The organism is Sphingopyxis sp. SCN 67-31, from assembly GCF_001725095.1.
The window spans coordinates 1-25,903 of the sequence record NZ_MEFH01000062.1 but is presented as its reverse complement, the minus strand read 5'-3'; the positions used below and the strand labels follow the sequence as shown (position 1 = coordinate 25,903).

Genomic DNA, 25,903 nt, shown 5'->3' with positions numbered 1-25,903 from the left:
GGGTGTTTTCCTTTCACGAAAACAAGATACCCACCGGCAAAAGCACCGGCGGAGCTGGTAGCGTGAGAAGGGAAGTTCAGCGCCTGGGGCGTAAATTTTCCGTCGCAGGCGACGTTAGCGCGAACAATATGGGTAGATGGGGAGAAAAAGTCAAGTTTCGCGGAAAATCCCCGCAGGATCGACGCTCGGAATTCGCTTTCTTTTCTAATGTCCGATCGCCGGATTCGTCCGGATTTTTTCATATGACGATGCGTTTGAGAATCGCGATTTCATCGATTCAGGCCGACATCCGGTTTCCGGCCCGTATCGCTTCGTCGGCGTGCGAAGGATCGGCAAACCCGGACGCGGCAACTGCCGTCTTTGCCGTGCGTTCGTCTGGAACAGGCTCGCCAGCAAAGCTGGTGCGCGACAGGATGATCCGCGACAGGAGATGACATCATGACCGACCGCCGCGACGCGTTGCTCGATGCAGCCGAAACCGCCCCTGTCGAACGGATCGCGCGCGTGCTCGCGGGCCATGCGCTCAGCCGCAATGCCGAAGGGGACATGTCGTCGGCCGGAGCGGCGGTCGACGAAAGCTGGCCCGAATACACCGATGCCGCGCTTGCAGTGCTCCGCACGCTTCGCGAACCGAGCGGGCGCATGGTCGCCGCCGGCGACGCCGCCATATGGGATCGGATGATTACCGCGGCGATTGAGGATGAGACCATTTCGGACGGCTGAAATGCCCCGAAGCCTGTCGCTGCCATCGTGGAAAGAAGATGGCTCCCCGGGCAGGATTCGAACCTGCGACCAATCGATTAACAGTCGATTGCTCTACCGCTGAGCTACCGAGGAGCAGCCCGCCAAGGCGGGCAAGGCGGCCCCTTTGCCGTTGCCCGCGCCATTTTGCAAGGGGGATTCGGTATATTTTGTACCGCTGGCCCTGCGCTGGAGCCAGCGTGCCTCAAACGATGAATTGTTCCATCGCGATCCGCTCGTCGAGCCCCTGATCGGGATCGAACAGCAGCGTCAGCGGCCGGCTGCGGTCGGTGGTGACGAGGACGGTCTTCACGTCGCGGATCTCGCGCTGGTCGGCGACGGCGCTGACCGGGCGTTTGGCTGCTTCGCGGACATTGAAGCGGATGCTTGCCGATTCGGGCAATAATGCGCCGCGCCAACGCCGCGGGCGGAAGGGGCTGATCGGGGTCAGCGCGAGCATTTCCGATTCGAGCGGCAGGATCGGTCCGTTGGCGGACAGATTATAGGCGGTCGAACCCGCGGGGGTCGCGACGAGGACGCCGTCGCACGCCAGTTCCTCCAGCATCGTGCGCTCGTTGATCACTACCTCCAGCTTCGCCGCCTGGCGCGTTTCGCGCAGCAGCGAAATTTCGTTAATCGCGGGCAGGATATGCCGTTCGCCGCTGATCGTCGTGATGTCGCCCGACAGGGGGTGGATCAGGAAGGGGCGCGCGGCGGCGATGCGTTCGAGCAGGCCTTCGACGCGGAACTCGTTCATCAGGAAGCCGATCGTCCCGCGGTTCATTCCGAAGACGGGCAGGCTACGCCGCTGGTCGAGAAGCTGGTGCAGCATGTGGAGCAGGAAGCCGTCGCCGCCGAGCGCGATCAGCAGGTCGGCCTCGGCGAGATCGACGAAGTCGTAGAGCGGACGCAGTTCGGCCTCGGCCTCCTGTCCCGCGGGCGCATTCGACGCGACGAGCGCGATCTTGCGTTGCATAACTACCCCCAGAAGGGCGCCGCGTCAGCCGCCCGTTGCACTCATGTGACGCGCGACCGCCGGCGCCGATTTCCGTTCGATACGAAAATCGTGCGCGCGCGGTTTGCCAGCCAATGCCGTGTCGATCAACCCATCGACGTCCCCGCCGTCGCGCAGCGCCGCGCGCAGGTCGACATGGTCGTCGCGTCCCAGGCACATGTAGATGCGCCCTTCGACGGTCAGGCGGATGCGGTTGCAGGTCGCACAGAAATTGTCGCTCAGCGGCGTGATCAGGCCGAGCGTCACCGGGCTGTCCTCGACCGCGAAATAGCGCGCCGGGCCGCCAGTGCGTTTGTCGACCGGCCAGATCGCGCGCTCGGCGCGCAGCGGCGCGACGAAGCGGTGGAGCGGAATGAAATGGGCGCTGCGGTCCGCCTCGACCTCGCCGAGCGGCATCGTTTCGATCAGCGTCAGGTCGCAGCCGTTCGCGGCGCAGAAATCGAGCATCGGGAGGAGCTGGTCCTCGTTGAGCCCGGCGAGCGCGACCATGTTGATCTTGACCGACAGTCCCGCCGCGCGCGCCGCCGCGATGCCGCGCAGCGCGACGGCGAGGTCGCCGACGCGGGTGATATGGCGAAAGGCCGCCGCATCGAGCGTGTCGAGGCTGACGTTGACGCGGCGCACGCCCGCCGCCGCGAGCATCGCCGCATGTTCGGCGAGCCGTATGCCGTTGGTGGTGAGGGTCAGTTCGTCGAGGCCGTCGCCGACCAGTGCGCCGAGCCGCCCAGCGAGCATGTCGATGCCGCGCCGCACCAGCGGTTCGCCGCCGGTCAGGCGGATGCGGCGGATGCCGCGCGCGACGAATCGTTCCGCGAGATCGCCCATTTCCTCGATCGTCAGCACCGCCGAGCGCGGAAGGAAGGTCATCGTCTCCGCCATGCAATAACGGCAGCGCAGATCGCAGCGGTCGGTCACCGACAGGCGCAGATAGCTGATCCGGCGGCCATGGCCGTCGGCCAGCGACGCGGCAGATGGGGCGGAATTTGCGGTCATCGTGATTATTGTGGTGCAAATGGGAAGAGATTGGCAAGCAAAGCCTGCTAGGGGGCCGGCATGAATCGATTGAACGACACGAACGCGGCAAGCGTTCGGCATCTTGAAGACCTGCATGCGCGGCACGGCGCCGACCTGGGCGTGATCCTGATCCAGCTCGACCAGCTGGCGCGAATCAATCACAGCGCGGGCACCGAAACGGGCGACGCCCTGCTCGAAGAGGTGGCGCGGCGGCTCGACACCTTCGCCAGCGATGAATTCGGCCATGGCTCGCTGGTCGCGCGGCTCGAAGGGCCGCGCTTCCTGATCGTACCGGCGGTGCCGCTGTCGCTCGGCGCGCTGCATGCGCAGGAACGGGCCCTTCACGTCGCGCTCGCCGAGCCGATGGTCGGCGACCCCAACGGGCGGCTGGCGATCCGCATCGCCGCGGCGCTGATCACGCGCGACGAGCCGATCGACGATCAGCTACGCATGGCGGCCGAGCAGCTCGCGCGGCCGGCGTCGGCGCGCGACGGCGCGATGGTCAAGGCCGCGCTGTCGCGCGGCGAGGTGGCGATCTTCTATCAGCCGCAATATGACGTCGCGAGCGGCGCGATGGTCGGGGTCGAAGCGCTGCTGCGCTGGCGGCATCCCGACCTCGGCCTGCTCGGCGCCGGGCCGCTCATCACCGCGGCGCGCGCGGCGCGGCTCGAGTGCGAGTTGACCGAACATGCGCACCGCGTCGCGCTGGCCGAGGTCGCGCGCTGGCCGAAGCCGCTCGGCAAGCTGCGCGTCTCGCTCAACATCACCGCCGCCGACCTCGGCGACCCGGCGTTTGCCGACCGGCTGGCGGCGATGATCAAGGCGGCGCGCGTCGATCCCGACCGGCTGACGCTCGAACTCACCGAACAGGCGATGCTTAGCGATCCGACGAGCGCGGCGGCACAGCTCGCGCAGATCCGCTCGCTCGGCTGCGCGATCGCGATCGACGATTTCGGCACCGGCTATTCCAGCCTGTCGCTGCTCGCGCGGCTGCCGATCGACTATCTGAAGATCGACGCCGGCTTCACGCGCACCATCGACGGCAGTGACCGCGACCGCATCGTCGTGCGCGCGATCGTCGACCTTGCCCGCGCGCTCGGCCTGTTGGTGGTTGCCGAGGGGATCGAGAGCGAGAGCCAGCTCGCGCGGCTGAAGGAGATCGGCGTGGCGACGTGGCAGGGCTTCCTGAAATCGGGGCCGGTCCCGGGCGACGAACTGCTGGCGTTGATGGAATAGGGCATCGAGCCCTAAATCCACATCCACCCGTTTCCACGAACGGGACGGTGGTCAGATCAGATACGCCACTCTATCTTCGCCGCTCGCAATGACGACGGTTTTTACGTCGCCTGCTTCGCCAGCTTTCCCAAACCTTTCGACAATTGCAGCGCGCCGTTGAGCCGGGCGCCGGCGCTGCCCCATTCGCCGCTGACCGACAGGCGGTTGTCGGGGCGGATGCGCGCGCGGCCCTTCAGCCGTTCGACATAGGCGATCAGGCCCGGCACATTCGCGAACTCGTCGCCGTGGAAGGCGACCAGCGCGCCCTTGGTGCCGACGTCGAGCTTGGCGATGCCCGCCGCCCTGGCGTTCGCCTTGATCTCCATCAGCTGGATCAGGTTCGCCGTTTCGGGCGGCAGCGGGCCGAAGCGGTCGATCATCTCGGCCGCGAACGCGTCGAGTGCCGCGCGGTCCCCGGCTTCGTTGAGGCGGCGGTAGAGCGCCATGCGCAGCGGCAGGTCGGGGACATAATCCTCGGGAATCAGAATCGGCGCGTCGATGGTGATGACTGGCGACAGCGCCTCGCGCGGCGGCGCGACGCCGGCGCCCTCCGCCTTGGCGACGAGGATCGCCTCCTCCAGCATCGACTGATAAAGTTCGAAGCCGACCTCGCGGATATGTCCCGACTGCTCATCGCCGACCAGATTGCCCGCGCCGCGGATGTCGAGATCGTGGCTCGCGAGCTGAAAGCCCGCGCCCAGCGTGTCGAGGTCACCGAGCAGCTTGAGCCGCTTTTCGGCGGTGTCGGTGATCGCGCCATGCTCGGGCGTCGTCAGATAGGCATAGGCGCGCGTCTTCGACCGCCCGACCCGCCCGCGAAGCTGATAGAGCTGCGCGAGGCCGAAGCGGTCGGCGCGGTGGACGACTAGCGTGTTGGCGCTCGGAATGTCGAGCCCGCTCTCGACGATGGTGGTCGAGACGAGCACGTCATATTTGCGGTCATAGAAGGCGCTCATCCGCTCCTCGACCTCTCCGGGCGCCATCTGGCCGTGCGCGACGACATATTTGACCTCGGGCACCCGCGTGCGCAGGAATTCCTCGATGTCGGGAAGGTCCTTGATGCGCGGGGTGACGAAGAAGCTCTGCCCGCCGCGGTCGTGCTCGCGCAGCAGCGCCTCGCGGATCACCACCGGGTCCCACGGCGCGACATAGGTCCGCACGGCGAGACGATCGACCGGCGGCGTCTGGATGACGCTCAGTTCGCGCAGCCCCGACATCGCCATCTGCAGCGTGCGCGGGATCGGCGTCGCGGTCAGCGTCAGCACATGGACGTCGGTCTTCAACTGCTTCAGCCGCTCCTTGTGGACGACGCCGAAGCGCTGTTCCTCGTCGACGACGACGAGGCCGAGGCGCTGGAACTCGACCGCTTTCGCAAAGACCGCGTGCGTGCCGACCACGATGTCGATCTGCCCGCTCGCCAGCCCGTCGCGCGTCTTCGCAGCCTCGGCCGCCGGAACCAGCCGCGACAGCCGCCCGATGTTGATCGGGAAGCCTTTGAAGCGCTCGACGAAATTGCTGTAGTGCTGCCGCGCGAGCAGCGTGGTGGGACAGACGACCGCGACCTGCACCCCCGCCATCGCCGCGACGAAGGCGGCGCGCAGCGCCACTTCGGTCTTGCCGAAGCCGACGTCGCCGCACACCAGCCGGTCCATCGGCCGCCCCGATGCCATGTCGGCGAGCACGTCGCCGATCGCGCGGTCCTGGTCGTCGGTTTCCTGATAGGGGAAGCGGTCGGCGAAGGCGGGATAGGCGGCATCCTGCGCCAGCATTTCGCCGGCGCGCAGCGCGCGCTGCGCCGCGGTGGCAAGCAGTTCGCCCGCGATCTCGCGGATGCGCTCCTTCATCCGCGCCTTGCGCCGCTGCCACGCCTCGCCGCCCAGCCTGTCGAGCGCGACCCCCTCGCTCTCGCCGCCGTAGCGCGACAGCACGTCGAGATTCTCGACCGGCACGTAAAGCTTGTCGCCGCCGGCGTAAGTGAGTGCGACGCAGTCGTGCGGGCTGTCGCCGACCGGGATCGAGGTCAGCCCCTCGTAGCGGCCGATACCATGGTCGAGGTGGACGACGAGATCGCCGACACTGAGCGTCGCCAGTTCGGCGAGGAAGGCGTCGGCGCTCTTGCGCCGCTTCTGCCGCCGGACCAGCCGTTCGCCGAGGATGTCCTGTTCGGTCAGCAGGCTGATCGCGTCGGTCGCGAAGCCGTGGTCGAGGGGGAGGACGATCAGGGCGACGGTGTCTGTCCCCGGATTATTCGCTCCCAACCCGTTCGCGTCGGGCGAAGTCGAGACGCCCCTCGGCGTGGCGCTATCCCGCGGGGTGTCTCGACTTCGCTCGACACGAACGGACGTTGAACCCAGCGCTTCCTGCCACGTATCGACCTGCGCCAGCCCGCTGACGCCATGCTCTTTGAGCAGCCCCGCCAGCCGATCCCGCGCGCCTGCCGAATAGCTGGCGATAATCGTCCGCCGCCCTCTGCGCCGTTCGTCGGACAGATGGTCGGCCACCTTGTCGTAGACATTGAGGTCGGCGGTGCGCTCGGGCGTGAAATCGCGCGCCGCGAAGCTTTCGAGGTCGAGAACCGTCGGCGCCTCGGGAACGTCGAACGGGGTGACGACATGGATAGGGCGCGCCGTCTCCGCCTCGCTCCACTCGGCCTCGGTCAGGTAGAGCGCTTCGGGCGCGAGCGGGCGATAGCTGCCCGCCTGCTCCTGCTCGGCGGCGACGCGGTTGGCATGATAGTCGCGGATCGCGTCGAAGCGCGTCTCGGCGGTCGCGTCGGTGCGGTGGCCGCGCAGCACCGGGGTCGCCGGGTCGATATGGTCGAACAAGGTCGCCAGCCGCTCCTCGAACAGCGGCAGCCAATGGTCCATTCCCGCCTGCCGCCGCCCCTCGCTCACCGCCTGATAGAGCGGGTCGCCGGTCGCCTGCGCCCCGAACATCTCGCGATAGCGGGTGCGGAAGCGCTTGATCGTCGCCTCATCGAGCAGGGTTTCAGCGGCCGGGAGCAGTTGCAGCGCCTTGGCGGGGCCCAGGCTGCGCTGGTCGGCGGGGTCGAAGCGACGGATGCTCTCGATCTCATCGCCGAAGAAATCGACGCGCAATCCGGCGTCCTCGCCCGCGGGGAACAGGTCGACGATGCCGCCGCGCACCGCGAACTCGCCCTGGTCGGTGACGGTATCGACGCGGTTGAAGCCGCTGGCGACCAGCAATTCGGCGAGCGCGTCGCGATCGATCCGCTGTCCGGCCGCGAGTGTCGTCGCGAGCTGGCGGATGCGAAACGGGGTCAGCGTGCGCTGGGTGATCGCGGCGACGGTGGTCAGGATCAGCTCGCCGCGCCTAGGGGGCGCCTGCAACGCCGACAGCGTCGCCAGCCGGTCGGCGCTGACCCGCATCGACGGCCCGGCGCGGTCATAAGGCAGGCAGTCCCACGCCGGAAAGCGGTGGACGACCAGGTCGGGCGCGAAGAAGGGTGCGGCGTCGGCGATCGCCTGCATCGCCGCATCGTCGGTCGCGACATACAGCAGCCTCTTGTCGCTCGCCCGCGCCAGATCGGCGAGCAGCAGCGGCAGGAATCCGTCGGCGGCGCGCGCCAGCGTCAGGGGCGCCGACGCCGACCCGATGGCGGCGAAGATGTCGGCGGCGGTCCGGGTCATGGCAGCGGGATATAATCCAGCCGGCGCATCGCGGCGATCCATTCGGGACGGTCGAGGTGCGCGGGCGGATGCCCGGTCCCCAGCGCCCACGCCATGATATCGACGTCGTCCTCTTCGACGACGGCCTCGAACCATTCGACCTCCGCCTCGGCCCAGCCGGGCGAATAGCGGTCGAAGAAGCCGCCGATCATATAGTCGGCCTCGCGCGTGCCGCGGTGCCAGGCGCGGAATCTCAGGCGTTTCAGGCGGTCTTGCATGGCGGGCCTTTTAATCGCGCGAGCGATGAAGCGGAAACGGGCATCGTATCCGCTCACCGTTCGCCCTGAGCTTGTCGAGGGGCTGTTCTTTCTTTGCGCCGCCGAAAAATAAGGACGGTGCTTCGACAAGCTCAGCACAAACGGAAGAGGGGCCGGCTTTCCTTCGCTCGACACGAACGGAAAGACGAGGCTAGACACGCTCTAGCCATGCGACCCGAAATCCTCAACCCGCTCTTTGCCGCGCTGACCGACCTCAAGGGCGTCGGGCCGCAGCTTGCCAAGCCGCTGGCGCGGCTCGGGCTGGAGCGCGTCGTCGATGTGCTGTTCCACCTGCCGACCGGCCTCATCTCGCGTATTCCGGTCGAACGGCTCGATCAGGCACAGGCGGGGCAGACGATCATCGTCGATCTGACCGCGCAGGACTATCGCTCCGGCCGCTCCCCGCGCGCGCCCTTCGGTGTCGAGGCCGTCGATGGCGCGGGCGATCATGTGCGGCTCGTCTATTTCGGGCGCACCTCCGGCCTCGCGCGCAAGCTGTTCCCGCTGGGGGAAAAGCGCCGCGTGTCGGGCCGGCTCGACCTCTATGGCGACATGCGCCAGATCGTGCACCCTGATCATGTCGCCGAGCTGGGGGACGAAACCGCCATCGCGGAGCATGAGCCCGTCTATCCGCTCACCGAGGGGCTGACCAACGCGCGGCTGTCGCAGCTTGCCGAGGTCGCGATCGACCGGCGGCCCGACCTCGCCGAATGGATCGACGCACCGCTGCTGGCCGGCCGGGGCTGGCCGGCATGGCGTGAGGCGCTGGCGCGCGCGCATGCCGGCCCGCGCGACGATGCGGCGCGCGACCGGCTGGCCTATGACGAGATTTTCGCGAGCCAGGTCGCGCTGATGCTGATCCGGCAGGGGCTGCGCAACCGCAAGGGCCGGTCGATTGCCGGCGACGGGCGGCTGACCGGGGCGCTGAAGCTGCCCTTCGGTCTGACCGGCGCGCAGGAGCGAGTCGGGCGCGAGATTGCGGGCGACATGGCGCAGGACGTGCCGATGCTGCGGATGCTGCAGGGCGACGTCGGGTCGGGCAAGACGCTGGTGGCGCTGCGCGCGATGCTGACGGCAGTCGAGGCGGGGACGCAGGCGGCGTTGCTCGCGCCGACCGAGATATTGGCTCGCCAGCATCATGCGACCTTGCAACAGATGCTCGCGGGCCTGCCGGTCAACCTCGCGATCCTGACCGGGCGCGACAAGGGCAAGGTGCGCGAATCGACGCTGATGGGGCTGGCGGACGGCAGCATCGATATCCTTGTCGGCACGCACGCCATTTTTCAGCAGCATGTCGCATACAAGGATCTGGCGCTGGTCGTCGTCGACGAACAGCATCGCTTCGGCGTCGCACAGCGGCTGATGCTGACCGACAAGGGCGCGCGGCCGCCGCACCTGCTGGTGATGACTGCGACGCCGATCCCGCGCACGCTGCTGCTCGCCAATCATGGCGAGATGGACGTGTCGCGGCTCGACGAGATGCCCCCGGGGCGCACGCCCGTCGACACGCGCGTTGTCTCGGTCGACCGGCTGGACGAGGTGATCGACGGGCTCGGGCGCCATCTGGCGAGCGGGGCGCAGGCCTATTGGGTCTGCCCGTTGGTTGCGGAGAGCGAGGCGAGCGAACTCGCGGCGGCAGAGGATCGCGCGGCGCTGCTGCGCGAACGCTTCGGCGCCGCCGCGGTCGGCCTCGTCCACGGACGGATGAAGGGGCCCGACAAGGATGCGGTGATGGCGCGCTTCGAAGCGGGCGAGATCGGCGTCCTCGTTGCGACGACGGTGATCGAGGTCGGCGTCAACGTCCCCGCGGCGAGCCTGATGATCGTCGAGCACGCCGACCGCTTCGGCCTCGCACAGCTCCATCAGCTTCGCGGGCGCGTCGGGCGCGGGACGGCGAAATCGGTCTGCCTGCTGCTGCGTTCGCAGAATCTGTCGGAGACGGCGCGTGAGCGGCTCGCGTTGATGCGCGAGACGAACGACGGCTTCGTGATCGCCGAGCGCGATCTGGAACTGCGCGGCGGGGGCGAACTGCTCGGGCTCAAGCAGTCGGGCGACGCCGACTATCGCCTTGCGACACCCGAGCAACTGGTGCGCCTGCTCCCCGTCGCGCACGACGATGCGCGCCTGTTCGTCGAACGCGACGGCGGCATGGACGGCCCGCGCGGCGAGGCGGTGCGCCTGTGCCTCTATCTGTTCGAGCGCGACGCGGCGGTGCCGCTCCTGCGCAGCGGCTGATCGACTCCCCGCCCATTGGCTGGAGCGGAAATACTTTGTATCCTAACCATCTGATGAGCGAAGATGGAGGAACTGCAGTGCAACTGTCGTCGGGCGAAGTGACCTTCACCGAAACGAAGCGCATCGTTTTCGGGCGACCGGCGGGAGAAGCGCTCCGCGAGCAGGCGGAGGCGATGGGCGCGCGGCGGGTGCTGCTGATCGCCTCGACCTCGCTTCGCAAACAGACCGACGCCGTGGCGCGGATCGAGAGCGCGCTCGGCGACCGGCATGCGGCGACCTTCGACGGCATCGCACCGCACGCACCGCGCTCGGACGTGCTGCGCGCGGTCGAAGCGGCGCGCGCAGCACGGGCCGACCTGATCGTGTCGGTCGGCGGCGGATCGGTGACCGACGCGACCAAGATCGTCGCGCTGGCGCTCAGGCATGGGGTGCGGCGTGTCGAGGATTTCGAGCCGCTGCGCACGCGCGTCGACGACCAGGGCCGCGCGGTGAATCCGCTCACCGAAGGGCCCGACGTTCGCGTCATCTGCGTGCCGACGACGCTGTCGGGCGGCGAATTCAACCCGCGTTCGGGCGCCACCGACGAGGCGACGCGGCACAAGCAGGGCTATGGCCATCCGGCGATGGTCCCGGTCGCGATCGTCCTCGACCCGGCGCTGACCGTCCACACGCCCGAGTGGGTCTGGCTTTCGACTGGGGTGCGCGCGGTCGACCATTGTGTCGAGACGCTCGCCTCCTTCCAGTCGAACGATTATGCCGACGGGCTCGCCGACAGCGCGCTGCGGCTGCTCGTCGAGGGGCTGCGCCGGGCCAAGGCCGACGCGCGCGATCTCGAAGGGCGGCTGAAGTGCCAGATCGGCGCGTGGCAGGCGATGATGCCGGTGCTCGCCGGTGTCCCGATGGGGGCGAGCCATGCGATCGGTCATGTCCTCGGCGGGACCTGCGGGGTGCCGCACGGCTATACCTCGTGCATCCTGTCGCCTGTCGTGTTGGCCTGGAACGCCCAGGATGACGCGAGCAGGCAGCGCCGCATCCTGCAATGCCTGGGCGGCGGCCATGCCACGGCTTCGGCGGCGCTCGACGCCTTCGTCCGCGGGCTCGGCATGCCGCGCACGCTGGCGGAGGTGGGCGTCGGCGAGGACCAGTTCGGCGCCGTCGCCCGCTATGCGATGCATGACCTTTGGCTGCGGTCGAACCCGCGGCCGATCGAATCGCAGGACGATGTGCTGGAGATATTGCGGATGGCGGCGTAACGTCGCGCGTGTCGACCTTAGTTGACGTCGCCGCGGGCACCCATGGCGCGCAGCATCGGCAGATAATCCTCCGCCACGATCGACTTTTCGAACTGGACGCCGGTCTTGCCGCCCAGCGACCAGATGACCTTGGCGGCGGTGCGACCGATGATCGGCATGCGGAACACGACGAGGTCGCCGGGCTCGAGCCCGCGCTCATAGCGCATCAGCAGGCCGTCGGCGCTGATGTTGACGCAGGTGCACATTTCCTGCCGCCCGTCGGGCAGCACGAAGGGCAGGCGGCAATAGACGTCGCTGCGCGGCGCGATCCGCTGGTCGAGCCCGACATAATGGGCCTTGTTCGTGTCGATCTTGCGCATACCAAAAAGCCTTGCTGGTCTGACCGAATAGAATCGGTCCGATTGCTGAAGAAACGGTAAACGCTGTTGCTTCGTTCCCGGCAACCCCGTTCAGCGGGTCACCAGCCCGTGCTTCTTGCTGCCGAGGCTCACCGGAACCTCCGCATCGCCCGGCACGATCAGGTGATGGGGGTCGCGGATCACCGCGCCGTCGACCTTCACAGCGCCTTCCTCCAGCTTGCGGCGCGCTTCCTTGTTCGATGCGGTAAAGCCCAGATCGCGCAGCGCATTGAGGATGCCGATTCCCTCCGCCGGGGCCGCGACGCGCGGCAGATCGCCGCCGATATGCCCTTTTTCAAAGGTCTGCGCGGCGGTCTCGGCCGCGGTCCTTGCCGCGTCGGCGCCGCGGCACAGCGCGGTCGCCTCGTTCGCCAATATCTTCTTCGCCTCGTTGATGTCGGCGCCTTCGAGTGCTTCGAGTCGCGCGATCTCGTCCAGCGGCAGGTCGGTGAACAGGCGCAGGAAGCGGCCGACGTCGCGGTCGTCGCAGTTGCGCCAATATTGCCAATAGTCGAAATGGGACAATTGCGCGGGATTGAGCCACACCGCGCCGGCGGCAGTCTTGCCCATCTTCGCGCCCGCCGCGGTGGTCAGCAGCGGCGTCGTCAGCCCGAACAATTCAGTGCCGTCCATACGGCGGCCCAGTTCCATGCCGTTGACGATGTTGCCCCACTGGTCGGACCCGCCCATCTGGAGCCGCACGCCCATCTCGCGCGACAGATAGCGGAAATCATAGCCCTGCAGGATCATGTAGTTGAATTCGAGGAAGGTCATCGGCTGTTCGCGTTCGAGCCGCAGCTTCACCGAATCGAAGGTCAGCATGCGGTTGATCGTGAAATGGGTGCCGACCTCTTGCAGCAACTCGATATAACCGAGCTTGCCGAGCCAGTCGGCGTTGTTGACCATCACCGCGTCGGTCGGACCGTCGCCAAAGGTCAGATATTGCTGGAAGATGCTGAAGATCGAGGCGATATTCGCCTCGATCGTCGCGTCGGACAGCATCTTGCGGCTCTCGTCGCGCCCGGTCGGGTCGCCGATCCGCGTCGTTCCGCCGCCCATCAGCACGATCGGCTTGTGCCCCGTCTGTTGCAGACGGCGCAGCATCATGATCTGGACGAGGCTGCCGACATGGAGCGAGGGCGCGGTCGCGTCGAAACCGATATAGGCCGGGACGACCTGCTTCGCCGCGAGGGCGTCGAGCCCTTCCGCGTCGGTCATCTGGTGGATATAGCCTCGCTCGTCGAGCAGGCGCAGCAGGTCGGATTTGTAGGTGGTCATAGCGCGGGCGCGCTTAGCATGGGGTTTGCGGTTTGGATAGCATCCGGAAGGACCTGATCTGTCATCCCGACACGCCGGCGCGCGCCGCGCGCGCCGTGTGGGTGGAGGTGTCGCTGTCTTTCGACGAAGGCTTCGCGCTGCGCTTCGGGATCGAAGGCGATGTCGACGCGCTGGCGCTGCCGCAGGGCGACGGACAACTCGTCATCGCCGATACCGCGACCGACGGCCTTTGGCAGAGCAGCTGTTTCGAGGCCTTTCTGAGCGAGGAAGGGCAGCCCGACTATACCGAGTTCAACTATGCCCCCGACGGTCGCTGGGCCTGCTATCAGTTCGACGACTATCGCTCGCTGTTCAAATCCGACGACCTGGCCCCCTGGGACATGACGAGCGAGCGGGGGCATGCGCTCTATGCGCTGCGCGTCGAACCCGGCATCTATCCCGAGCGCGGCAGCCGGCTGGGCCTGTCCGCCGTCGTCGAGGAACTGGACGGCACCCGAAGCTATTGGGCGCTCGCGCATCCGCCGGGGAAACCCGACTTCCATCATCCCGATTGCTTTCGCCTGACGCTTGGGGCACCCGAACGGCCATGACCATCCAGTTCGGCATCGACCGCCTGCTCGCCGACCCCCAACTGCGCAGGCCGCTCGAAGGGCGGCGCGTCGCGCTGCTCGCCCATCCTGCCTCGGCGACGGCCGACCTCGTCCACAGCCTCGACGCGCTGGTCGCGGCGGGGGTGACCATCAGCGCGGTGTTCGGGCCGCAGCACGGCGTGCGCGGCGACCTGCAGGACAATATGATGGAGTCGCCCGACTTCACCGATCCGGTCCATGGCGTGCCCTGCTTCAGCCTCTATGGCGAGGTGCGACGACCGACCGGCCAGTCGATGCAGACCTTCGACGTGCTGCTGGTCGACCTGCAGGACCTCGGCTGCCGGATCTACACCTTCATCACGACGCTGCTCTATGTGCTGGAGGCCGCGGCCGCGCACGGCAAGGCCGTCTGGGTGCTCGACCGACCGAACCCGGCGGGCCGCCCGGTCGAGGGCACGCTGCTGCGCAGCGGTTGGGAAAGCTTCGTCGGCGCCGGCCCGATGGCGATGCGGCACGGGCTGACGATGGGCGAGATGGGGCATTGGTTCATCCGCCACTTCGGGCTCGACGTCGATTATCGCGTGATCGGGATGGAGGGCTGGGAACCCGAGGGCCCAGGCTTCGGCTGGCCCGCGGAGCGCGTCTGGATCAACCCCAGCCCCAATGCGCCCAACGTCAATATGGCGCGCGCCTATGCGGGCACGGTGATGGTCGAGGGCGCGACGCTGAGCGAGGGGCGCGGGACGACGCGGCCGCTCGAACTGTTCGGCGCCCCCGACATCGACGCGCGGGCGCTGATCGCCGAGATGCGGCGGCTGGCGCCGCAATGGCTGGGCGGGTGCAAGCTGCGCGATATCTGGTTCCAGCCGACCTTTCACAAGCATGTCGGCGCCCTGTGCGGCGGCGTGCATATCCATGCCGATGGGCCGTGGTACGATCCTGCGGCCTTCCGCCCGTGGCGCGTGCAGGCGCTGGCGTTCAAGGCGATCCGTTCGCTGTGGCCGGACTATCCGATCTGGCGCGGCAAGGATTTCCGATATGAATATACCGACGACGTGCTGGCGATCGACGTGATCAACGGGTCGCCGTTGCTGCGCGAATGGGTCGATGATGCAGGCGCGGCGCCGGGCGACCTCGACGCGCTGACGCTGCCCGACGAGACGGCGTGGCGCGAGGAGATCGCGGGCCTGCTTCTTTACTGAAAGGCGAGGGGGAATGACGATGCAGCGACGGCAATTTCTGGGCACCGCGGCGCTCGGCGGGCTGGCGGCGACCTTGCCCGCCCCTGTCATCGCCGCCGACACGGCGGGCCTTCCCGATCTGGCGGCGAAGGCGGTGCCGATCGGCGCCGAAGAGCGCAAGGCGCGAATCGCCAAGGCGGCCGGACTGCTGCGGGCGCACGACATGGATGCGCTGCTGATCGAGCCGGGATCGAGCCTCATCTATTTCACCGGCGTCGAATGGTGGCGCAGCGAGCGGCTGACCGCCGCCGTGCTGACGCGCGAAGGCGAGGTGGCGATCGTCACCCCCTTCTTCGAGGAGCCGTCGGTGCGCGAGAGCCTAGGCGTCGCGGCCGAGGTGCTGACGTGGAACGAGGACGAGAATCCGCTCGCCGCGGTGGCGAACTGGCTCGGCAAGCGCGGTCTGGCGAAGGGGCGGGTCGGCGTCGAGGAAACGGTGCGCTTCTTCGCGGTCGACGGGCTTCAGAAAGCGATGCCGGACGTTACGGTGGTCAACGGCGCGCCCGTCGTGCGGGGCTGCCGCATGATCAAGTCGGCGGCCGAGATCGCGCTGATGCGACTCGCGTCCGACATCACCATCGCCGCCTATCGCCACACCGCGCCGCGCATCGAGGCGGGGATGACGCCCGCCGACATCGACGCGATCATGGGCGCGGCGACGAAAGCGCTGGGCGGACGCGGCGAGTTCAACCTGATCCTGCTCGGCGAGGCGAGCGCCTATCCGCACGGCAGCGGCAAGCCGCAGGCGGTGCGGCCGGGCGAGGTGGTGCTGATGGACTGCGGCGCGACCGTTCACGGCTATCAGTCCGACATTTCGCGCAGCTTCGTTTTCGGCAAGGCGAGCCCGCACCAGCGGCAGGTGTGGGACCAGATGCGCAAGGGGCAGGACGTCGCTTTTGCCGCCGCGCGGATCGGCGCGCCGGCGGGCGCGGTCGACGATGCGGTGCGCGCCTATTACGAAAGCCTGGGCTATGGACCCGGCTACAAGCTGCCCGGCACCTCGCACCGCACCGGGCACGGCATCGGGCTCGACGGGCACGAGCCGGTCAATCTGGTGCGCGGCGAGACGACACCGCTCGCCGCCGGCATGTGCTTCTCGAACGAGCCGGGCATCTACATCCCCGGCGAGTTCGGCATCCGGCTGGAAGATTGCTTCCACATGACCGAGGGTGGACCGGAATGGTTCAGCGAACCGCCGCCTTCGATCGATAGGCCGTTCGGCTGAACAAGCTCAGGGTGAACGGGTCAGGATGATGGCATCGGGCTTCTTCGGCCGCTGCACCAGACTCACCAGCACGAAGCTGATGATCATCAGCAGGTACCAGCTCCCCAGCTTTTCGACCCCGACCATGTGCCAGCCGTCCTTCTGGCTGGGATAGGTCCAGGCGCGCGCGAAGGTGCCGATATTCTCGGCGAACCAGATGAAGAGCGCGACGAGGCCCCAGCCGACGAGCAGCGGCATGCGGCGATGGACGTGCAGCGGGCGGAACCACACCTGACAGCGCCAGAAGAGCAGTCCGGTCGCCGCGAACAGCAGCCAACGGATGTCGGGCAGCCAATGGTGCGCGAAGAAATTGGCGTAGATCGCCGCGGCGAGCGCCCATGTCGCCCCTGCGGGCGGATAGCGCGTGTAGCGGAAATCGAAGATGCGCCAGACGCGCGCGATATAGCTGCCGACCGCCGCATACATGAAGCCCGAGAAGAGCGGCACCGCGCCGATATGGAGCAGGCTCGCTTCGGGATATTGCCACGAACCGGCGGCGGTCTTGAACAATTCCATTACCGTGCCGACGATGTGGAAGAGCAGGATGACCACGGCCTCGCGCGGCGTTTCGAGCCGGAAGGCGAACATCGAGAGCTGGATCAGCACCGCACCGACGGTGATCGCGTCATAGCGGTGGACCGGCGCGCCTTCGGGCCAGAACAGATGCGTGCCGAGCAGCAGCGCCAGCATCAGGCCGCCGAACAGGCAGGCCCAGCCCTGCTTGAAACCGAAGACGAGAAATTCGAGGAACCAGCCGCGCGGCCCTGGCACGACCGCCATCGCCTCGAGGCGGAGGCGGACCCGGTGGAAACGGCTGTGCGCGCGGCGCGGTTCAGACATGGACGGCGACGAGCGCGATCAGCAGCGCGGCGGGCAGCAACAGCGCCTGTGCCAGCACCGTTCCTGCCAGCCGGCTGAGCGAGATGAGCGCGATGGCGCGGCGGAAGTCGGCCTCTCCGACGCTGCCCTCGACGGCGTCGTCGGTCATCACCGAAAGCTGCGGGTCGATGAAGGCGAAGAGCAGGATCGTCGCGAAACCGTTGATCAGCGCCGACAGTTGCGAGGCCGTGACGCGAAATTCGGGGGCGAGATAGCCGGCATAGAGCGAGGCGACGACGCCGACGGCGAGCAGCGACTGCGCGAGGCAATTGGCGATCAGTACGCCCCAGCCGATCCCCTGCGGCATGTGCCAGCCCTTGAGATGCACAAGGCCCGGAAGGCGAAACGACCGGCGGAGCGTGCGCAGCCCGGCGGGACTGGCGGCCTTGAGCGCGAGCTTTGTCGTCGAGCGGTTGTCCTGATACCAGCCGATCGCCGCGGCGAACAGGCGCTGGCCGGTGGGGACGAGCAGGATGCCGACCAGCGTCGCGATGCTCGCCGCGGCGAGGACGAACTGCATGTCGAGGAAGAGCGGCGCGCCGGTGCCGTCGTGGATGCGCGTCTCGATCCGCTTGGCGAGGAAGGGGCCGAGAAAGCTGTTCGAGGTTCGCGAGAAGAGCAGGAGGATGTTGAACAGCGCGAAGGACATGGCGATCCGCCCCGTCCGCACCCCCGCGATCCGCGCCGCATAGGCGAGCGCGCCGATCAGGTTGATGAAGCCGGTGAGGAGGAGGATGACGATGAGGGGGAGGTCGAGCATGGAGGCGTCCGGGACAGGGACTCAGGGAATCCGTTCGCATCGAGCGAAGTCGAGATGCCCATCGGCAGCGCGCGCCCGCGGGGTGTCTCGACTTCGCTCAACACGAACGGGATTAGGGGATCGGCCCGGCCGCGTCACGGCGAAACCGCTCGGGCGCTCCGTCAATGCTTGCGTGTCAACTCGCGCATCGCATCGTCGAGGCCGGCCAGCGTCAGCGGATACATGCGGTCGTTCATCAGCTGTTTGATCATCTTGATCGACTGGGTGTAGCCCCAGTGCGCCTCGGGCACCGGGTTCAGCCATACCGCGGCGGGATAGACGTTCGTCATCCGCTGCAGCCACACCGCGCCCGCTTCCTCGTTGAAATGTTCGACGCTGCCGCCCGGATGGCTGATTTCATAGGCGCTCATCGACGCGTCGCCGACGAACACCAGCTTGTAGTCATGGCCGTATTTGTGGAGGATGTCCCACATCTGGGTGCGTTCGGACCAGCGGCGCTTGTTGTCCTTCCACACGCCCTCATAGGGGCAGTTGTGGAAATAGAAGAATTCGAGATTCTTGAATTCGCTCGTCGCCGCGCTGAACAATTCCTCGCACAGCTTGATGAACGGGTCCATCGACCCGCCGATGTCGAGGAACAGCAGCAGCTTGACCGCGTTGCGCCGTTCCGGCCGCATCTTGATGTCGAGCCAGCCCTGCCGCGCGGTGCCGTCGATCGTGCCCGGAATGTCGAGTTCGTCCGCCGCGCCCTCGCGCGCGAATTTGCGCAGGCGGCGAAGCGCGATCTTGATGTTGCGGGTGCCGAGTTCCTTGGTGTTGTCGAGATTCTGGAACTCGCGCTTTTCCCAGACCTTCAGCGCGCGCTTGTGCTTGCTCTCGCCGCCGATCCGCACACCTTCCGGGTTGTAGCCCGAATTGCCATAGGGCGATGTGCCGCCGGTGCCGATCCACTTGTTGCCGCCCTGGTGGCGCTTCTGCTGTTCCTCGAGCCGCTTCTTCAGCGTCTCCATGATCTCGTCCCACGAGCCGAGCGACTTGATCGCCTCCATCTCCTCGGGCGTCAGATATTTCTCGGCGACCGCTTTCAGCCAGTCCTCGGGAACGTCGACGGGGGTCTGGCCGTAGTCGGTGAGCAGGCCCTTGAAGACCTTGTTGAACACCTGGTCGAAGCGGTCGAGCAGCCCCTCGTCCTTCACGTAGATGGCGCGCGAGAGATAATAGAATTGCTCGGGGGTGCGGTCGATCACCTCGCGGTCGAGCGCCTCCAGCAGCAACAGATGCTCTTTCAGGCTGGCGGGAATGCCCGCGGCGCGAAGCTCGTCGAGAAAGCCGAAAAACATGAGGCAGGATTATCCTGTCGGGGCGGCGGGCGCAATCACTTTACGTTTACGGAAAGCAAGGGCGGGAGCGGGAGGAAAGCGGCGGAAAATCGCGCAACTTCACGCGCGATGCGCGGCGGTGCGTCGATGGCCGGTCGCTTGAAGCCACAATAGCCCCGCATGTCGGGTGCGAAATCGACTCTTGTGGCTTCAAGGAGGCAGCGGATGTCCGAACCCGATGTTCGCGGTCGTTCCGCTTCCGATCCATTGACGCCGCGTTAACCAATGTCCGGCATGGTCGTGCGATCATTCAGGGACGTGAGTGCGCAATGAAATTCGATCCGATCAATCCGGCCCGGCCGATCCTCGACCAGTCGGTCGCGAGCGATTGCGGCGAGCTGGCCGTCGGATGCAGCGAAGCGGCCGGGCGCATCAAGCGTACCACCGACCAGATGGATCGCCAGATCGCCGAACTGGGCCGGCTCGAACAATATGTCGTCAGCCTCGAGGCCGATCAGCGCCAGATCGCCGATTCGACCGACGAGGCGAAGCTGCTGTCGGCGCGGGCGTGCGAACAGCTCGATGCCGGGGCCGAACGGGTCAATTCGGCGGTGACCGAGTTTCGCGCCGTGATCGACCTCGTCGCGCGGCTCGGCACGCATGTCACCAATTTCGCGGCGGTGATGGAACAGGTCCAGCAGGTCAGCCAGTCGATCGAATCGATCGCCAAGACCACCAACATGCTCGCGCTCAACGCGGCGATCGAGGCCGAGCGCGCGGGCGATGCCGGGCGCACCTTCGCGGTCGTCGCCGCCGAGGTGAAGAAGCTGGCGCAGAACACGCGCGGCGCGACCGACGAGATCCGCCGCTCGATCGGCAGCCTCGCGGCCGAGGCGGGCGGCCTCGTCGCCGAAATCCAGTCGGGGGTCGAACAGTCGAGCCGCGCCGAGGCGCAGTTCGAGACGATCACCGACGCGCTGCACGACGCGACGCATCTCGTCGCGCTGCTCGACGATCAGAGCGACCGTATCGCGCAGTCGAGCGCGATGGTGCATGCCAACGGCGCCAAGGTGCGCGAGGCGCTCGACGGCGTCGTCGCGTCGGTGCGCGAGAATGGCGCGACGCTGGGCGCGACGCGCGATTCGATCCTGACGATGGAGCAGGTGTCGAACCGCATGTTCAACGCGGTGATATCGGCCGGCGTGTCCCCCCGCGATTCCGCGGTGGTCGAACTGGCGGCGCGGGTGCGCGACGAGTTCGTCGCCATCGCCGAACGCGGGCTGGCGACCGGGACGCTGACGATGGAGCAGCTTTTCGACGCCGACTATGTGCGGGTGCCGCATTCCAATCCCGAACGCTTTCGCACGACGCTGAGCGACTGGGCCGACGCCAACTGGCGGCCGCTGTTCGACCGCATCGTCGCCGAGCATCCCGAGGTGAAGATGTCGTCGGCGGGTGACATGAACGGATTTCTGCCGACACACATCAGCGACTGTTCGCGCGCGCCGACCGGCGACCTCGAACATGACACCGCGCATTGCCGCAACGGGCGCATCCTGCTCGACGCGATCGACGCCGCGGCGAAGCGCAGCGACGCGCCCTTCTTCATGGCGGTCTATCGGCAGGAGGGCGACGGCACCAATTATGTGACCGTGCGCAACGTCTATATGCCGGTGGTGATCGGCGGGCGCCGCTGGGGCGACGTCGAGGTCGCGTATCAGCTGTAGATTTCGTCAACCCGGCGAAAGCCGGGGTCCCCACAGGCGCGGCTCCGGAGAGCGAGCGATCCCGGCTTTCGCCGGGATGAGGTTCAGCTACCCTGGCGGCGTGCCATGAAGGCGAGCTTTTCGAACAGCATCACGTCCTGCTCGTTCTTGAGCAGCGCACCGTGCAGCGGTGGGATCGCCTTGCCGACGTCGCGGTTCTGCAGGACCTCCAGCGGCATGTCCTCGGCCAGCAGCAGCTTGAGCCAGTCGATGAGTTCGCTCGTCGACGGCTTTTTCTTGAGGCCCGGCACGTCGCGCACGTCGTAGAAGATGTCCATCGCGCGGCTGACCAGCGTCTTCTGGATGCCGGGAAAGTGGACCTCGACGATCTCCGCCATCGTGTCGCGGTCGGGGAATTTGATGTAGTGGAAGAAGCAGCGGCGCAGGAAGGCGTCGGGCAGTTCCTTCTCGTTGTTCGAGGTGATGACGACGATCGGGCGTTCCCGGGCGGTGATCGTCTCGTCGGTCTCGTAGACGTGGAAGGCCATGCGATCGAGTTCCTGAAGCAGGTCGTTCGGGAATTCGATGTCGGCCTTGTCGATCTCGTCGATCAGCAGCACGGGCAGTTTCGGGGAGGTGAAAGCCTCCCACAATTTGCCCTTGCGGATATAGTTGCGGATGTCGTGGACGCGCTCTTCGCCGAGCTGGCCGTCGCGCAGGCGCGCGACCGCGTCATATTCGTAGAGGCCCTGCTGCGCCTTCGTCGTCGACTTGACGTTCCAGGTGATCAGCGGGGCGTCGAAGGCCTTGGCGATCTCTTCCGCGAGCACGGTCTTGCCGGTGCCCGGCTCGCCCTTCACGAGCAGCGGACGGCGCAGCATCGTCGCGGCGTTGACCGCGATCTTCAGATCCTGGGTCGCGATATAGGCGCTGGTACCTTCGAAACGCATCGGCTCGCTGCCTTTCCCTTAACGTGAACGTCAACTCGGGTCGGGCATAGCGGGGGCGGGGGAGGGGTGCAAGCAGGCACGTCGCCGCTCGGCCATGGGGCGATACCGTGCGCGGCTGCCGGTGGCCCCGGCCTTTGCAGCGGCGCCGTCATGGGGGGCTTTGGGTTGCCCCGCTTTGCCGCTCGCAATGACGAGTCCGGATATCCCGTTTCAGGAATGTGTGCGCGCGGCAGCGCGGGCGGCGAGCAGGTCCCACAGCCCGCTATGCTGCGCGAGCAGCTGCTGGGCGCCGAAGGTGAGCGCGCGCTCTATTGCCGGGGTCTGGGCGATCGCGCCCGCGAGGCGCGCGGTGCCCGGCAGGTCGGGCAGCGCGCAGCCTGGCGGCGACAGGTCGAGCCGCTGCGCGCTGATGTCGAGCAGGACGCGGATCGTGCGCCAGTCGAGCGCCAGCGCGATCGCGGCGCCGACCGCGCAGCCGTGGCGGTCCGATTCGGCGAGCATATCGAGCGCCTTGCACTGGGCCGCGACCGCGGCCTCGCACTGGTCCTGCCCCGGCGTGCTCGGCACCGGGCCGGCGGCGGCGGCGACCTGCGACAGGAAGGCGCGCTCGTCGGCGAAGGCCTGCGCGGCCTCCTCCATCCAGGCGCGCGATGCCGGATCGACCGCCTTGCGCGCCGCGCTGTCGACCACCCCGGGGTGGCGCCCGTGAAGCAGGCACAGGAAATGGACCGCATCGGCCAGGTTGCGCATCGCGTCGCCGCCCTGGCTGAGGCGGCCGGACCGGACATGCGGATGCGCGCCCGTTCCCTCGCTCGCGACCAGCGAATCGAGCAGTTCGGCGATACCGCGCGTCGGCAGCTTTTGCTGGGGCGACTGGCTCAACGTCTCATCCTCTCTGGGGCGCGATGGTCGGGTCGCGCCGTTGGATATGCGAAGGCCAGTCCTAGAGCATCGTCGTAAACGTCGCGTTTATGAGGCGCCGGCAAAGTGCCGCGCGCCTGTCCCCGCACGGGACAGAATCAAGGGGACCGGCAGGCAAGGGAACTGCCGGTCCCCAGGGACCGCGGCGCCAGTGGAACGCCGCGGGATCGGGGAAGCGGGGCGGGGCCAGAGAGGGGCGGCCCCGCCCCGCAAGCCCTCAAGCCGCGAGGGCCATCTCTTCGGTCTGCGGCGTGCGCGTTTCCGTTTCCGCCTCTGTCTCCGCGGGCGCGGTCCTGGCGGGGAAGATCAGGCGCGAGGCGAGCACGATGCCCCCCAGCGCGAAATAGGCGGCGAAGGTCTGCACCGGGAAGAAGAAGAGCGGCGCGATGAAGGCGAGCCGCAGGTACAGCGGGTTGAAGCCGAAGTCCTGGCCCACGGCCTCGCAGATGCCGAAGAAGGTATCGCGGCGGCGGAAGAGATTGGTGGTTTCCTGTTCCATCTTGTTCGTCTTTCGTCCTGGCGGTGGGCCGTTCCCCATCCATGTCCGTTCCAAAGCAACGGGCGTGCCAATTCGGGCTTTCTCTCCGTTTTCGGACGTTTTCGGGCTGGCATGCGCCATCCGGTGCCTTTTTTGATGCATCGATTCCCAACGAATGGGAAGGATCGCCATTTGATGGGTGCAGAATGAATGGCGAATGAAGCCCGATCCATCCGGCGGGTCGCTATCTGGGGTGCGAAGATGAAAATTTGAAGACCGTGGCGGCAAAATATTTGTGCGGTGCAGCATGGCGGTAGGGCGAAACTTTATGCAGCGTGGGGGATTCGGGTTTGCCGGACGCTTTCCGCCAATGGCCATCTTGAATGGGTTGGGAATCGTCCGTTTCCGGCAAGGAAGCGTTCCTCGGCGAAAGCCGGGGGCCACGCGAGGCAATATTACGCCATCTGGACCCCGGCTTTCGCCGGGGAACAGGCCTGATGGAGTATTTTGCGGGGCGGCGAAAACGTGCAGCCCATGGCTATGGTCTGTGGGGATTTGGCGTTCTGCGCGGTTTCTCCCTTTCGTCACCCTGAACTCGTTTCAGAGCCTGCCCCGGACCCGATCCGGGGGTCCATGGTCTGCGCTCGAATGAAAGGTGGCACAAAAGGGAAGGTCCGGCCATGGATGCTGAAACGAGTTCAGCATGACGAACGGATGAGGCAGCGTGCCGAAATCCGAATCCCCACAGGCCATGGATCGGACGGAATCGTCATTGCGAGCGGCGAGGTCGCGCGGCGATCCGGAGCGGGCGGTAACCGCCCCGGGTTGCTTCGCTCCGCTCGCAACGACGCGAGTGGGGGCATCCGAATTCGGGTCCGGATCGAGCAGCCGAGTGCTCCCGCGCAGGCAGGGGCCCCGGAGCGGATAGCAACAAGGTGGCGTCGGGCCGCTCTGGGTCCCCGCCTGCGCGGGGACACGATATGATGTGTCACCCCCTGAAGAGGAGAGGGCTTGGGCGGTTCAGCCCGGGCCCCGCACCGGAACGCGCGCGCTTACTGGTCGAGGAAGCTGCGCATCTTGCGGCTGCGCGACGGGTGCTTGAGCTTGCGTAGCGCCTTCGCCTCGATCTGGCGGATGCGTTCGCGGGTGACGCTGAACTGCTGGCCGACCTCCTCCAGCGTGTGGTCGGTGTTCATGCCGATGCCGAAGCGCATGCGCAGAACCCGCTCCTCACGCGGGGTCAGCGAAGCCAGGACTCGCGTGACCGTTTCCTTGAGGTTCGACTGCACCGCGGCGTCGACCGGGATCACGGCGTTCTTGTCCTCGATGAAATCGCCGAGGTGCGAATCCTCCTCGTCGCCGATCGGCGTTTCGAGGCTGATCGGCTCCTTGGCGATCTTCATCACCTTGCGGACCTTTTCGAGCGGCATCGACAGCCGTTCGGCCATTTCCTCCGGCGTCGGCTCGCGGCCGCTTTCGTGCAGGAACTGGCGGCTGCACCGCACCAGCTTGTTGATCGTCTCGATCATGTGGACCGGGATGCGGATCGTGCGTGCCTGGTCGGCGATGCTGCGGGTGATCGCCTGGCGGATCCACCAGGTCGCATAAGTGCTGAACTTGTAGCCGCGGCGATATTCAAACTTGTCGACCGCCTTCATCAGCCCGATGTTGCCTTCCTGGATCAGGTCGAGGAACTGCAACCCGCGGTTGGTGTATTTCTTGGCGATCGAGATGACGAGGCGCAGGTTCGCCTCGACCATCTCCTTCTTGGCGATGCGCGCCTCGCGCTCGCCCTTCTGGACCATGTTCACGACGCGGCGGAATTCGACGAGGCTCATCCCCGCCGCCTGCGCGATCTCTGAAATCTCGGTGCGGATACGATCGACCGCGACCGCCTCATTCTCGGCGAAGGCGGCCCATTTCTTGTCGAGCTTGCCGACCTCGTCAAGCCAATTCTCTTCGAGCTCGCGCCCGACATAATGGTCGAGGAACGACTTGCGCGCCACCTTGTGGCGCTCGGCCAGGCGCAGCATCTGGCCGCCGAGCGCGGTCAGGCGCCGGTTGTAGCTATAGAGCTGGTCGACCAGATATTCGATCTTGGTGCCGTGGAATTGCACGCTTTCGACCTGCGCGGTCAGTTCCTCGCGCAGCTTGTGATATTTCTTCTCCGACGCTGCCGGGAAGTCACCGCCCGCCGACAGCGCGTCGAGCCGCGCTTCCTGAAGCTTCTGAAACGCCTTGAAGCTCTTGGTGATCGCCGCGAACTTTTCGAGCGCGTCTGGCTTGAGCAATTCCTCCATCGCGGCGAGGCTCAGCGTATTGTCCTCGTCGTCGTCGTCATAGCCTTCGCGTTTCTTGGCCGCGCCGCCCTCTTCGTCGTCGCCGTCGGCCTCGGGCTCCTCCTCGACCTCGTCCTCGTCCTTGAACGAGACGCCGGCGTTCTTCTCGCTGATCTCGCCGTCGACCTCTTCCTCGTCCTCGAGATTCTCGGGCGCCGGGTCCTTGGTCAGCATCGCTTCGAGGTCGACGATCTCGCGAAGCTGCATGTCGCCGTTGTTGAGCGCGTTCGACCATTCGATGATCGCGTTGAAGGTCAGCGGGCTTTCGCACAGGCCGAGGATCATCGTGTCGCGGCCCGCC

General features: G+C 66.9%; 22 protein-coding genes and 1 tRNA gene. 9 read left to right on the top strand and 14 right to left on the bottom strand.

Annotated features, from left to right (window positions below; genetic code table 11):
- Positions 1-2 precede the first annotated feature (2 nt).
- Positions 3-434, top strand: coding sequence for a hypothetical protein (locus tag ABS88_RS12530; protein WP_158682257.1), 432 nt, complete (start codon positions 3-5; stop codon positions 432-434).
- A gap of 4 nt (positions 435-438) precedes the next feature.
- A complete protein-coding gene (locus tag ABS88_RS12525; RefSeq protein ID WP_104959792.1) occupies positions 439-723 on the top strand; it encodes a hypothetical protein in 285 nt (94 codons plus the stop codon).
- Between the two features lie 39 nt (positions 724-762).
- Here the strand turns inward: ABS88_RS12525 and ABS88_RS12520 are convergent.
- From ABS88_RS12520 to moaA, 3 genes are all read right to left on the bottom strand, one after another.
- Positions 763-837 (bottom strand) — tRNA-Asn (locus ABS88_RS12520).
- 109 nt (positions 838-946) lie between these two features.
- On the bottom strand, positions 947-1,717 hold the full coding sequence (locus tag ABS88_RS12515; protein ID WP_076076367.1) for an NAD kinase: 771 nt from the start codon (positions 1,715-1,717) through the stop codon (positions 947-949).
- 24 nt (positions 1,718-1,741) lie between these two features.
- A complete protein-coding gene (gene moaA, locus ABS88_RS12510) occupies positions 1,742-2,749 on the bottom strand; it encodes a GTP 3',8-cyclase MoaA (RefSeq protein WP_286749885.1) in 1,008 nt (335 codons plus the stop codon).
- A gap of 60 nt (positions 2,750-2,809) precedes the next feature.
- Between moaA and ABS88_RS12505 the strand changes: the two genes are divergently transcribed.
- A complete protein-coding gene (locus ABS88_RS12505; RefSeq protein ID WP_076076361.1) occupies positions 2,810-4,006 on the top strand; it encodes a GGDEF domain-containing phosphodiesterase in 1,197 nt (398 codons plus the stop codon).
- Positions 4,007-4,107: 101 nt separating this feature from the next.
- Here the strand turns inward: ABS88_RS12505 and mfd are convergent, their stop codons facing one another.
- Together mfd and ABS88_RS12495 are read right to left on the bottom strand one after the other, a co-directional pair.
- On the bottom strand, positions 4,108-7,695 hold the full coding sequence (gene mfd / locus ABS88_RS12500) for a transcription-repair coupling factor (RefSeq protein WP_104959791.1): 3,588 nt from the start codon (positions 7,693-7,695) through the stop codon (positions 4,108-4,110).
- The gene (locus tag ABS88_RS12495) at positions 7,692-7,952 is read right to left on the bottom strand and encodes a succinate dehydrogenase assembly factor 2 (protein WP_076076359.1); all 261 of its coding nucleotides are present in this window, start codon (positions 7,950-7,952) and stop codon (positions 7,692-7,694) included. Before ABS88_RS12495 ends, mfd begins: the two co-directional genes overlap by 4 nt.
- A 207-nt stretch (positions 7,953-8,159) precedes the next feature.
- Between ABS88_RS12495 and recG the strand changes: the two genes are divergently transcribed.
- Both recG and ABS88_RS12485 read left to right on the top strand, forming a co-directional pair.
- On the top strand, positions 8,160-10,226 hold the full coding sequence (gene recG, locus ABS88_RS12490) for an ATP-dependent DNA helicase RecG (RefSeq protein WP_076076356.1): 2,067 nt from the start codon (positions 8,160-8,162) through the stop codon (positions 10,224-10,226).
- Positions 10,227-10,303: 77 nt separating this feature from the next.
- Positions 10,304-11,479, top strand: coding sequence for an iron-containing alcohol dehydrogenase (locus tag ABS88_RS12485; RefSeq protein WP_234002455.1), 1,176 nt, complete (start codon positions 10,304-10,306; stop codon positions 11,477-11,479).
- A gap of 17 nt (positions 11,480-11,496) precedes the next feature.
- On the opposite strand, the gene ABS88_RS12480 is transcribed toward ABS88_RS12485, so the two are convergent.
- Both ABS88_RS12480 and tyrS read right to left on the bottom strand, forming a co-directional pair.
- Entirely contained in the window at positions 11,497-11,838 is a 342-nt protein-coding gene (locus ABS88_RS12480; RefSeq protein ID WP_067185286.1) for a PilZ domain-containing protein, read from the bottom strand.
- Positions 11,839-11,928: 90 nt separating this feature from the next.
- On the bottom strand, positions 11,929-13,155 hold the full coding sequence (gene tyrS / locus ABS88_RS12475) for a tyrosine--tRNA ligase (RefSeq protein WP_067105425.1): 1,227 nt from the start codon (positions 13,153-13,155) through the stop codon (positions 11,929-11,931).
- Between the two features lie 32 nt (positions 13,156-13,187).
- Between tyrS and ABS88_RS12470 the strand changes: the two genes are divergently transcribed.
- Genes ABS88_RS12470 through ABS88_RS12460 form a run of 3 tightly spaced genes read left to right on the top strand, consistent with a single transcriptional unit; the run spans position 13,188 to position 16,211 of the window.
- A complete protein-coding gene (locus tag ABS88_RS12470) occupies positions 13,188-13,745 on the top strand; it encodes a DOMON-like domain-containing protein (protein WP_083675133.1) in 558 nt (185 codons plus the stop codon).
- A complete protein-coding gene (locus tag ABS88_RS12465) occupies positions 13,742-14,947 on the top strand; it encodes an exo-beta-N-acetylmuramidase NamZ family protein (protein ID WP_076076352.1) in 1,206 nt (401 codons plus the stop codon). The genes ABS88_RS12470 and ABS88_RS12465 overlap by 4 nt, the downstream gene beginning before the upstream one ends.
- Before the next feature lie 13 nt (positions 14,948-14,960).
- Positions 14,961-16,211: a M24 family metallopeptidase gene (locus ABS88_RS12460; protein ID WP_199775005.1), complete on the top strand. Its 1,251-nt coding sequence runs from the start codon at positions 14,961-14,963 to the stop codon at positions 16,209-16,211.
- Positions 16,212-16,217: 6 nt separating this feature from the next.
- On the opposite strand, the gene ABS88_RS12455 is transcribed toward ABS88_RS12460, so the two are convergent.
- The 3 genes from ABS88_RS12455 to ABS88_RS12445 form a co-directional block, all read right to left on the bottom strand.
- Positions 16,218-17,090, bottom strand: a complete 873-nt coding sequence (locus ABS88_RS12455) for a DUF817 domain-containing protein (protein WP_104959790.1) — start codon at positions 17,088-17,090, stop codon at positions 16,218-16,220.
- Positions 17,083-17,889, bottom strand: coding sequence for a lipid II flippase Amj family protein (locus ABS88_RS12450; RefSeq protein WP_076078043.1), 807 nt, complete (start codon positions 17,887-17,889; stop codon positions 17,083-17,085). The genes ABS88_RS12455 and ABS88_RS12450 overlap by 8 nt, the downstream gene beginning before the upstream one ends.
- A 161-nt stretch (positions 17,890-18,050) precedes the next feature.
- The gene (locus tag ABS88_RS12445; protein ID WP_067105420.1) at positions 18,051-19,229 is read right to left on the bottom strand and encodes a vWA domain-containing protein; all 1,179 of its coding nucleotides are present in this window, start codon (positions 19,227-19,229) and stop codon (positions 18,051-18,053) included.
- Between the two features lie 308 nt (positions 19,230-19,537).
- Between ABS88_RS12445 and ABS88_RS12440 the strand changes: the two genes are divergently transcribed.
- Entirely contained in the window at positions 19,538-20,935 is a 1,398-nt protein-coding gene (locus ABS88_RS12440; RefSeq protein ID WP_076076347.1) for a methyl-accepting chemotaxis protein, read from the top strand.
- A gap of 83 nt (positions 20,936-21,018) precedes the next feature.
- Here ABS88_RS12440 and ABS88_RS12435 read toward each other — a convergent pair whose 3' ends face one another.
- The 4 genes from ABS88_RS12435 to rpoD all read right to left on the bottom strand — a co-directional run.
- Positions 21,019-21,864 carry an AAA family ATPase gene (locus tag ABS88_RS12435; RefSeq protein ID WP_067185272.1) on the bottom strand — a complete coding sequence of 282 codons (846 nt, stop codon included), beginning with the start codon at positions 21,862-21,864 and terminating at the stop codon, positions 21,019-21,021.
- A 210-nt stretch (positions 21,865-22,074) separates the two neighbouring features.
- On the bottom strand, positions 22,075-22,746 hold the full coding sequence (locus tag ABS88_RS12430; RefSeq protein ID WP_082796907.1) for a DUF6975 family protein: 672 nt from the start codon (positions 22,744-22,746) through the stop codon (positions 22,075-22,077).
- Positions 22,747-23,002: 256 nt separating this feature from the next.
- Positions 23,003-23,284 carry a PspC domain-containing protein gene (locus ABS88_RS12425; protein WP_076076345.1) on the bottom strand — a complete coding sequence of 94 codons (282 nt, stop codon included), beginning with the start codon at positions 23,282-23,284 and terminating at the stop codon, positions 23,003-23,005.
- Between the two features lie 1,031 nt (positions 23,285-24,315).
- Positions 24,316-25,903 (bottom strand): RNA polymerase sigma factor RpoD (gene rpoD / locus ABS88_RS12420; RefSeq protein ID WP_286749884.1); only part of this gene is annotated, 1,588 nt, incomplete at its 5' end.

What these genes read in the sequence shown, in the direction of transcription:
- ABS88_RS12525 (WP_104959792.1), top strand. Translation starts at nt 439, where the DNA reads ATGACCGACCGCCGCGACGCGTTGCTCGATGCAGCCGAAACCGCCCCT.
- ABS88_RS12515 (WP_076076367.1), bottom strand. Translation starts at nt 1,717, where the DNA reads ATGCAACGCAAGATCGCGCTCGTCGCGTCGAATGCGCCCGCGGGACAG.
- moaA (WP_286749885.1), bottom strand. Translation starts at nt 2,749, where the DNA reads ATGACCGCAAATTCCGCCCCATCTGCCGCGTCGCTGGCCGACGGCCAT.
- ABS88_RS12505 (WP_076076361.1), top strand. Translation starts at nt 2,810, where the DNA reads ATGAATCGATTGAACGACACGAACGCGGCAAGCGTTCGGCATCTTGAA.
- mfd (WP_104959791.1), bottom strand. Translation starts at nt 7,695, where the DNA reads ATGACCCGGACCGCCGCCGACATCTTCGCCGCCATCGGGTCGGCGTCG.
- ABS88_RS12495 (WP_076076359.1), bottom strand. Translation starts at nt 7,952, where the DNA reads ATGCAAGACCGCCTGAAACGCCTGAGATTCCGCGCCTGGCACCGCGGC.
- recG (WP_076076356.1), top strand. Translation starts at nt 8,160, where the DNA reads ATGCGACCCGAAATCCTCAACCCGCTCTTTGCCGCGCTGACCGACCTC.
- ABS88_RS12480 (WP_067185286.1), bottom strand. Translation starts at nt 11,838, where the DNA reads ATGCGCAAGATCGACACGAACAAGGCCCATTATGTCGGGCTCGACCAG.
- tyrS (WP_067105425.1), bottom strand. Translation starts at nt 13,155, where the DNA reads ATGACCACCTACAAATCCGACCTGCTGCGCCTGCTCGACGAGCGAGGC.
- ABS88_RS12465 (WP_076076352.1), top strand. Translation starts at nt 13,742, where the DNA reads ATGACCATCCAGTTCGGCATCGACCGCCTGCTCGCCGACCCCCAACTG.
- ABS88_RS12460 (WP_199775005.1), top strand. Translation starts at nt 14,961, where the DNA reads ATGACGATGCAGCGACGGCAATTTCTGGGCACCGCGGCGCTCGGCGGG.
- ABS88_RS12455 (WP_104959790.1), bottom strand. Translation starts at nt 17,090, where the DNA reads ATGTCTGAACCGCGCCGCGCGCACAGCCGTTTCCACCGGGTCCGCCTC.
- ABS88_RS12450 (WP_076078043.1), bottom strand. Translation starts at nt 17,889, where the DNA reads ATGCTCGACCTCCCCCTCATCGTCATCCTCCTCCTCACCGGCTTCATC.
- ABS88_RS12445 (WP_067105420.1), bottom strand. Translation starts at nt 19,229, where the DNA reads ATGTTTTTCGGCTTTCTCGACGAGCTTCGCGCCGCGGGCATTCCCGCC.
- ABS88_RS12440 (WP_076076347.1), top strand. Translation starts at nt 19,538, where the DNA reads ATGAAATTCGATCCGATCAATCCGGCCCGGCCGATCCTCGACCAGTCG.
- ABS88_RS12435 (WP_067185272.1), bottom strand. Translation starts at nt 21,864, where the DNA reads ATGCGTTTCGAAGGTACCAGCGCCTATATCGCGACCCAGGATCTGAAG.
- ABS88_RS12425 (WP_076076345.1), bottom strand. Translation starts at nt 23,284, where the DNA reads ATGGAACAGGAAACCACCAATCTCTTCCGCCGCCGCGATACCTTCTTC.